General features: G+C 39.4%; 8 protein-coding genes. 5 read left to right on the top strand and 3 right to left on the bottom strand.

Translation table 11 applies throughout. The annotated features are described in order from the left end of the window. Window positions 1-109 precede the first annotated feature (109 nt). The gene (locus AABI99_RS17075) at window positions 110-841 is read left to right on the top strand and encodes a transporter substrate-binding domain-containing protein (RefSeq protein WP_338367323.1); all 732 of its coding nucleotides are present in this window, start codon (window positions 110-112) and stop codon (window positions 839-841) included. A gap of 36 nt (window positions 842-877) precedes the next feature. Here AABI99_RS17075 and AABI99_RS17070 read toward each other — a convergent pair whose 3' ends face one another. The 3 genes from AABI99_RS17070 to udk form a co-directional block, all read right to left on the bottom strand. Next, a complete protein-coding gene (locus AABI99_RS17070) occupies window positions 878-1,597 on the bottom strand; it encodes a transporter substrate-binding domain-containing protein (RefSeq protein WP_338367321.1) in 720 nt (239 codons plus the stop codon). Between the two features lie 353 nt (window positions 1,598-1,950). Next, the gene (locus AABI99_RS17065; protein ID WP_338367319.1) at window positions 1,951-3,174 is read right to left on the bottom strand and encodes a NupC/NupG family nucleoside CNT transporter; all 1,224 of its coding nucleotides are present in this window, start codon (window positions 3,172-3,174) and stop codon (window positions 1,951-1,953) included. A 17-nt stretch (window positions 3,175-3,191) separates the two neighbouring features. Continuing rightward, window positions 3,192-3,821 carry a uridine kinase gene (gene udk, locus AABI99_RS17060; RefSeq protein ID WP_338367318.1) on the bottom strand — a complete coding sequence of 210 codons (630 nt, stop codon included), beginning with the start codon at window positions 3,819-3,821 and terminating at the stop codon, window positions 3,192-3,194. Between the two features lie 195 nt (window positions 3,822-4,016). Between udk and AABI99_RS17055 the strand changes: the two genes are divergently transcribed. The 4 genes from AABI99_RS17055 (at window position 4,017) to AABI99_RS17040 (ending at window position 7,216) form a co-directional block, all read left to right on the top strand. Further along, complete coding sequence (locus AABI99_RS17055) at window positions 4,017-5,234, top strand: phosphopentomutase (RefSeq protein ID WP_338367316.1); 1,218 nt, start codon at window positions 4,017-4,019, stop codon at window positions 5,232-5,234. A 15-nt stretch (window positions 5,235-5,249) separates the two neighbouring features. Then, window positions 5,250-5,951, top strand: coding sequence for a purine-nucleoside phosphorylase (gene deoD / locus AABI99_RS17050; RefSeq protein WP_055018945.1), 702 nt, complete (start codon window positions 5,250-5,252; stop codon window positions 5,949-5,951). 198 nt (window positions 5,952-6,149) lie between these two features. Beyond that, window positions 6,150-6,881 (top strand): nuclear transport factor 2 family protein, encoded by a 732-nt coding sequence (locus tag AABI99_RS17045; RefSeq protein ID WP_338367310.1) that lies wholly within the window; start codon window positions 6,150-6,152, stop codon window positions 6,879-6,881. 14 nt (window positions 6,882-6,895) lie between these two features. After that, window positions 6,896-7,216 (top strand): hypothetical protein, encoded by a 321-nt coding sequence (locus tag AABI99_RS17040; protein WP_338367309.1) that lies wholly within the window; start codon window positions 6,896-6,898, stop codon window positions 7,214-7,216. Window positions 7,217-7,402: the final 186 nt, after the last annotated feature.

Raw genomic sequence — 7,402 nt, 5'->3', positions numbered from 1 at the left:
AAAGAATAAGTTTGAATACGCATATTAGATCAAATTTTTAAGTCGATTGGTATTAGTAATATAAATTTATGTTCATGGTACGGTTATTTTAAAGCTCTTCTTCCTTATTGTGTGCCTCAGTGCAAGCTCGTCAATCTATGCAAATCAATTTAAATTAGTCATCTATACAGATCACTTTGCACCGTATAACTTTATAAATGATCACGGCCAACTTGTGGGGGCTAACTACGATATAGTCAATGCATTGTGCATAAAAGCAAAGGTTGAGTGTGACTTTGTCGTCGTGCCCTGGAAACGCGCAGTTACGCAAGTTCATAAAACACCTTACTCGGCTATCTTTTCAATAGCGCAACACACTAACCGAGCACCTCTTTTTAACTGGGTTGGTCCTTTGACAACCGCAAAAACGTACTTTTATAAGTTAAAAAGCCGATCAGATGTGACTGTTCATGCCCTCAGCGACACGACAAACTATACACTAGGCATGGTAAGAGGGGATATATACCAATCTCTCGTTGAAATGGTAGGGTTTATAAATGAGCAAAACTTAATGATGTTTGGTGAAGAGCTGCACTATTTACAGCTATTTTTAAACAACAAAATAGATCTGATTTTAGGCTCTGAACAGGTTATATATAATCAGCTAAAATCCTTTAATGTAAATATAGAAGACGTTGAGCAGCTTTCAGAGTTACCGGTAAGTGACGATTTAAAAGATAACTATTTAGCATTTAACAAGGCAGTGCCATTACACATTGTAATGCGCTTTGAACGTGCTTTTACAGAGCTCAAGCAGGAGCGCAGTCTTATTTCATTTATGGCACCTTATACTCACCATTAACATCAAAAATAAGCAGTACGCTGTAAATTAAAAAACTTACGGAACAGTCGTTTTTTTAAGATTGTCTTTGTTGTGCTTTAGTTCATAAAACGCTTGTTGCAGCGCATTTATGTAGTGTATATCTGTGTGTTTATTTGCTGCTAAATAGGCATCTACCTTGAGTTCTTCTATATTATATATGGCTTTAAATTCAGCGTTAGGGGTGGGTAAATACTGACTAATTTGATTTATTAGCTCGGGGTCATCAACAATTAAGTCTACTTTTTTGGCAACCAATAACGCATACGATTTTTGTATATCTGTGGTTAGCACAACCTCAAAACCCAGATTGGTTAATATATCAGTAGAAAAGTCGTTACGCTGCATCGCTATTTTGTATTTTTTTGCCTCCTCAGTATTGTTAATAATTATGTCGTCACGTTCTTTAAGCGCAACAAAGGCAAGCTCAAAATGCGAAACCGGGCCAATCCAATAAAAGTTATTTTCTCGCTCTTTAGTGCGCGCTATAGTGTAAATAAAAGTGTTTTCGGTCATAGTGGCAAGTCTAAATGCACGTGCCCATGGATACATTTGTATGTTGGGAGTCAGGTTTGCCTTTGCAAAAATAGCCCTTATTAGCTCAGTCCCTTTACCAGCAACTTCACCATTAACAAGTATTTGATCGGGGGGCGAGAGTTCTGTGACAACTAAAAGAGGGTCTGTGTTTGCGTAGCTACTAAAAAAAACAAACAACAATACTAACAAAAGTTTACGCATTAATATAAATCGACTTATCAACAACGGCTAATTAAAGATTCTGTTTTACGGTATAACATCAGTAAAACAGAGAGTTAAATTTAATAAACTTAAGTTTGGCTTAAAATTGATAATTTACCACTTTTCAATAATACAAATTTATCGCAGAAATATAAAAAACCATGTGCGTATATGTACTTAAAGGTAAGAAAGAGAAAGTTGTTTTTAAAGGGAGGAATATATTTATAGAGGCCCTAAAACGATAAAAGGGCCTTGCGGCCCTTGGTGAAGTATCGTTCAAGTCAGATAGTGCTTTAACCCCTTAAAGTACTATCTTCTTGTTTTGCAACACCGGTGTTCATCTCAATAAGTTTCTAAGCTAGCGAGAGGAAAAAACCAGCAATTGCTGCGCTCATAAGGTTAGCCATAGATCCTGCTAACACTGCTCTGAGCCCTAAGCGTGCGATATCCTTTCGCCGACTAGGCGCCATACCGCCTAATCCACCTAGTAAAATAGCTATCGACGATAGATTAGCAAACCCACACAATGCAAATGTAACAATTGCTTGTGTATGTGCGCTTAACGTATCGCGATAATTTATAAAGTCTAAGTAAGCTACAAATTCATTTACAACTAACTTTTGACCGATAAAACTGCCGGCTATGATTGCTTCATCCCAAGGTACGCCAAGTAACCATGCAACAGGGGCAAATACATAACCTAAAATTTCTTGTAGCGTTAAAGTCGGGTAATCAAACCAACCACCAATACCGCCTAGTAAACCATTTAATAATGCAATCAATGCTACGAAAGCTAATAGCATAGCGCCCACATTTAGCGCTAAATGCATGCCATTTGCTGCGCCTGATGCGGCTGCATCAATAACATTTACTGGCTTATCTTCATCACTGTCTAATTCAGCAAGTGTATCTTTAGGTGTTTCGGTCTCTGGCACAATCATTTTTGCCATTAAAAACCCACCTGGTGCAGCCATAAAGCTGGCGGCAATTAAATACTTAAGCTCTACACCAATAATAACGTATCCGGCCATTACAGAGCCTGCTACGGTAGCTAAGCCACCAACCATGACTGCAAATAACTCAGACTTAGTCATGGTTGCTATAAATGGCTTAACAATTAAAGGTGCTTCAGTTTGGCCTACAAATATATTAGCCGTCGCTGAGAGCGATTCTGTGCGTGAGGTTTTCAAAAGCTTTTGTAAACCACCGCCTAAAATTTTAATTATCCAATCCATAATGCCTATGTGATAAAGCACAGCAACCAGTGCTGAGAAGAACACAATCACAGGTAAAACCTGAATGGCAAAAATAAAACCTAAAGTATCTTGCGACGCAAGAGGGCCAAATAAAAACCCAATCCCATCATTTGCAAAACTTATAACCGAAGAAACAGCACTAGACATACTCGCCAATATGTTTTTTCCGGCTTCAAAAAACAGTACAAACCCACCTATAACTACCTGCATAGCAAAGGCTATTACTACGGTGCGTAAGTTTATTGCTTTGCGATTAGTCGATGCCGCAAAAGCAATGCTTAGTAGCACAAACATGCCTACTAAGCTCATTAATGTTGTCATACAGATGTTTCCCGTTATTATTCTTGTAGTAAATACTTAATTTTACTTTTAATAATATCAATCGCAACGCGGTTCATCCCGCCTCGAGTCACAACTAAATCAGCATTATGCTTTGAAGGCTCAATAAATTGATAAAACATCGGTCTAACAGTTGCTTGATATTGCTCAACAACAGATTGTAATGTTCTGCCTCTTTTTTCCATGTCTCTTTGCATTCGACGCATTAAGCAAATATCAAGGGGTGTATCTATAAACACCTTAATATCAAATTCTTTATTAAGTGCTTTATCACTTAGTAATAAAATACCTTCTACTATTAAAATTTTAGCTGCAGCAACGCGACGAGTTTCGTCGCTTCGTGTGTGTTGTGCATAATCATAAGTAGGTACTTCGACAGAGTTACCATTACGAAGCTGAGTTAAATGCTCAAGCAGTAACTCGTGTTCAAATGCATCAGGATGGTCATAGTTAGTTTGCGTACGGTGCTCCATAGGCAAATGCGACTGATCCTTGTAATAAGCATCTTCTTCAATAATGGCGATAGCGCCTGGTTCAAGCTCATTAACCAACTCATTATAAATAGTTTGGCTAAAAAGAGATTTGCCCGACGCCGACGCGCCAGCAATAGCTATAATAGTTCGTGTCACTAAAGTTCTCACCCACACAGAAAGGAAAAAGTTGTTTGGTTGATCACAATAGCAAAAAAGACACGAATAATCTCTTTTGCTTTGCTTAAGAACGCAAATTTATAATGTTTAGCTGTAATGAAACAGGACTTATGTCCTGTACGGAAAATTCATTCAGCGGATAAAGTAACCACCTAGAAGCAAAGTGAGGTCAACATGGCAAGAGCAATCATCTTAATGGCAGACAGCCTAGGTATAGGCGCAGCACCCGATGCAGATAAATTTGGTGATGTTGGAGCAAATACACTTGCCCACTTGTTAAAAGCATACCACGACGAAACCGGGCATGCATTATCGTTACCTAATTTATCTAAATTAGGATTAATCGATGCATGTGAAGCGGCCGGTGGAGAAACCTGTTTAGTTTCTGAACGTCAAGCATCACAAGGTGCATGGGGTTATGCAAAAGAGCTTTCGAGCGGTAAAGACACACCATCAGGGCATTGGGAAATGGCCGGTGTGCCGGTGTTATTTGACTGGGGATATTTCCCTAAAACACAGCCGAGTTTTCCACAAGAATTTGTAAATGAATTTATAGCGCGTACCGGTATAACTGGCATTTTAGGCAACTGCCATGCATCAGGCACCACTATTTTAGAGCAATTAGGCGAAGAACACGTTAAATCAGGCAAACCAATTTGTTACACCTCAGCAGATAGCGTGTTTCAAATTGCCGCACACGAAGAGTCTTTTGGGCTTGAGCGTCTTTACGAAGTGTGTGAAATTGCCCGCGAATTACTCGACGAGCTCAATATAGGTCGCGTTATTGCTAGGCCATTTTTAGGCACAAACAGTGCTGACTTTGCACGCACAGGTAATCGCCGAGATTATTCTGTACTGCCGCCATCACCTACGTTGCTAGACGTATTATCAAAACACGGCGGAGAAGTAATAAGCATTGGTAAAATTGCAGATATATATGCACACCAAGGTATTACGCAAAAACATAAAGCCCCGGGGCTTATGAATTTACTTAAAAAAAGCAGCGAAGTACTTGCAACTGCGCCAGACAACAGCCTAATTTTTACTAACTTAGTCGACTTTGATGAAAAGTTTGGCCACCGTCGCAACCCAGTTGGTTATGCAAAAGCATTAAAAGAGTTTGACGACTACTTACCAACTATACTAAACCAATTAAATGCAGATGACGTGTTAATGATTACTGCAGATCACGGCTGTGATCCAACCTTTCCAGGTTCTGAGCACACTCGCGAATATGTACCAGTTATAGCTTATCAACCAGGTATGCAAAATACCCCGCTTGGTGAGCGCAATAGCTTTGCAGATATAGGCCAAACCCTTGCACAGTGGTTTAACTTACCTGCACTTGAATACGGTGAAGGCTTTTTAAATAAGCTTAATGCGCCAAAATAAAAAGGAAAACAATGAATGAGTACTCCGCATATTAGTGCAAACGTTGGTGACTTCGCCGAAACAGTATTAATGCCAGGCGACCCGCTTCGCGCACAATACATTGCTGAAAACTTTCTTGATGACGCTGTACAAGTAACAGGCGTACGCAACATGTACGGCTTTACAGGCACATACAAAGGTAAACCTGTAAGTATTATGGGTTCAGGCATGGGTATTCCTTCTATGTCTATTTATGCGCGCGAGTTAATTGTAAGCTTTGGCGTTAAAAATATTATTCGTATTGGTACCTGTGGTGGTATTGGTACAGATATCAAAATTCGCGACGTAATTTTTGCACAAGGCGCAAGCACAGACTCAAATGTAAACCGTGCTCGTGTTCGTGGTTACGACTTTTCTGCTATTGCTAACTTTGATCTGCTTTTAAATGGCGTAAATGCTGCTAAAGAGCTAGGCATTAAAGCAAAAGTAGGTAATGTATTTACTACCGATACCTTCTACCAAGCTGACGACACATTCTACAAAGACCTAGACAAACTAGGTGTATTAGCCGTAGATATGGAAACAGCTGGTTTATACGGTGTAGCAGCAGAATACGGTGCCAATGCAATGGCATTATTCACGGTAAGCGACCACGTGATCACCGGTGAAGCAACACCAGCCGATGAGCGTCAAAGCACGTTCAACGAAATGGTAAAAATTGCATTAGAATCTATCTAAGTAATTTATAAAACAGTTCCTTGGTAACGTATTCACTAAGTTTTGGAGACACGCCCAAAGTGAAGTGAGACTAAACCCCCAAAGCCGCATTTTATGCGGCTTTTTTTATGTCTTAAAGAAATGTTAAAACTACCTAAAAACGTGAAAATTTGTTATGTTTCAGGATTAACAGCGCTATATGTTCATATTAGGAAAATTATGAAATCGTTATCTATTATTTTTGCCTCGCTTATTGCTACGGTTGCTCTGATCAGCTATGCAGCAGAGCAAGTCGAAGAAACACAGCAAGAGCAAAAAAGTACAGAGCAGGCTCAGCGCTCTTCTCAAGCGAGTGATTCATCAACAAAAGCAAAAGACGACAAATTAAATACGCTTGAGTATCAGGCCCCCACACTTAAAACGCCACAGGTAGATAACACTAAGCCCGATGATTCAAAAGTACTAGGTAACGAAACCCCAAAACCGGTAGAAAAACCAAAAACCGAGCAAGAAAAAGCAGCTGCCGTTGCCGAAGCTGAAAAAGCGGTAACACAAGCAAAAGAAGCGCTAACAGCTAAACAACAAGCTAAAGCTAAACAATCGCGTGAGTCACTCGCTGTGGTAGAGCAACTCGTTGAGGCCTACAACACGCGTAATATTGAACAATTTATTCGTATGTACGATGAAGATGTAGAGTTTTATATTTTTCCTAATGAGCTACTATTTAAAGGCAAAGAAAAACTCATAGCGCGTTATGGTTTAATGTTTAAAAAATTAAAATGTATCAATAGCTCGCCTATAAAGCGTATTGTACATGGCGACATAGTAATAGATCATGAGCTATCAGAAACCTGCTCAAAAGACGAAAACGTAGTCGATAAACGCTCTGAGCTTGTTTCGAGCTACCAAATAAAAGATGGAAAAATAATTCGCGTATTATTTTTTAGATAAAAAAAAGGCATACCATGCAGTTAGCTGACGATAAAAAAATTCGCTTAATGTACCGTGTTGAGCCAGGGTGTTTAGGGCCGCAGGGCGCAGATCACATAGAAGATTTTTGTCGTTATGCTAACAAGCATATTAAATCCCCGTATTATGCACAGTTTTTGTTTTTACCTCGTTTTGATAAACAAAAAGATGAGCGCCAATACAGCGTAACAAACCGCAACCTGTCGCGAGTGCAAGCAAAGGTATATTTAAATCATTTTGACATTGATATAGATACCTTCGAAGAACAGCTCGACGAACTCCTCACCAAAGCTATCGATTTATACTTTAAACGCTAATGTTAACATTGTAGACGTTGAGCTTGCTCACGTTAGAAGCGCAGCTTCTCATTACTCAAATGATGTATTGCACAAAGAGAAAAAATGAGGAGTGAAGGTTGTAGGCGCGAAGCTTGCTCGCGCAAGATGCTAGTTACTTCTCTAAAGCGAAGCGCCTCTTCACCTCTTTGTGATTGTATTGGTTTA

The sequence above is a fragment of the uncultured Pseudoalteromonas sp. genome (assembly GCF_963922945.1).
In the GTDB taxonomy this organism is placed as follows: Bacteria; Pseudomonadota; Gammaproteobacteria; order Enterobacterales; family Alteromonadaceae; genus Pseudoalteromonas.
Note: the sequence above shows the minus strand (reverse complement) of the source record. Positions and strands in the feature narration are given on the sequence as shown.

Coding starts and splice junctions, on each gene's coding strand:
- AABI99_RS17055 (WP_338367316.1), top strand. CDS start 4,017: ATGGCAAGAGCAATCATCTTAATGGCAGACAGCCTAGGTATAGGCGCA.
- AABI99_RS17040 (WP_338367309.1), top strand. CDS start 6,896: ATGCAGTTAGCTGACGATAAAAAAATTCGCTTAATGTACCGTGTTGAG.
- deoD (WP_055018945.1), top strand. CDS start 5,250: ATGAGTACTCCGCATATTAGTGCAAACGTTGGTGACTTCGCCGAAACA.
- AABI99_RS17045 (WP_338367310.1), top strand. CDS start 6,150: ATGAAATCGTTATCTATTATTTTTGCCTCGCTTATTGCTACGGTTGCT.
- AABI99_RS17065 (WP_338367319.1), bottom strand. CDS start 3,174: ATGACAACATTAATGAGCTTAGTAGGCATGTTTGTGCTACTAAGCATT.
- AABI99_RS17070 (WP_338367321.1), bottom strand. CDS start 1,597: ATGCGTAAACTTTTGTTAGTATTGTTGTTTGTTTTTTTTAGTAGCTAC.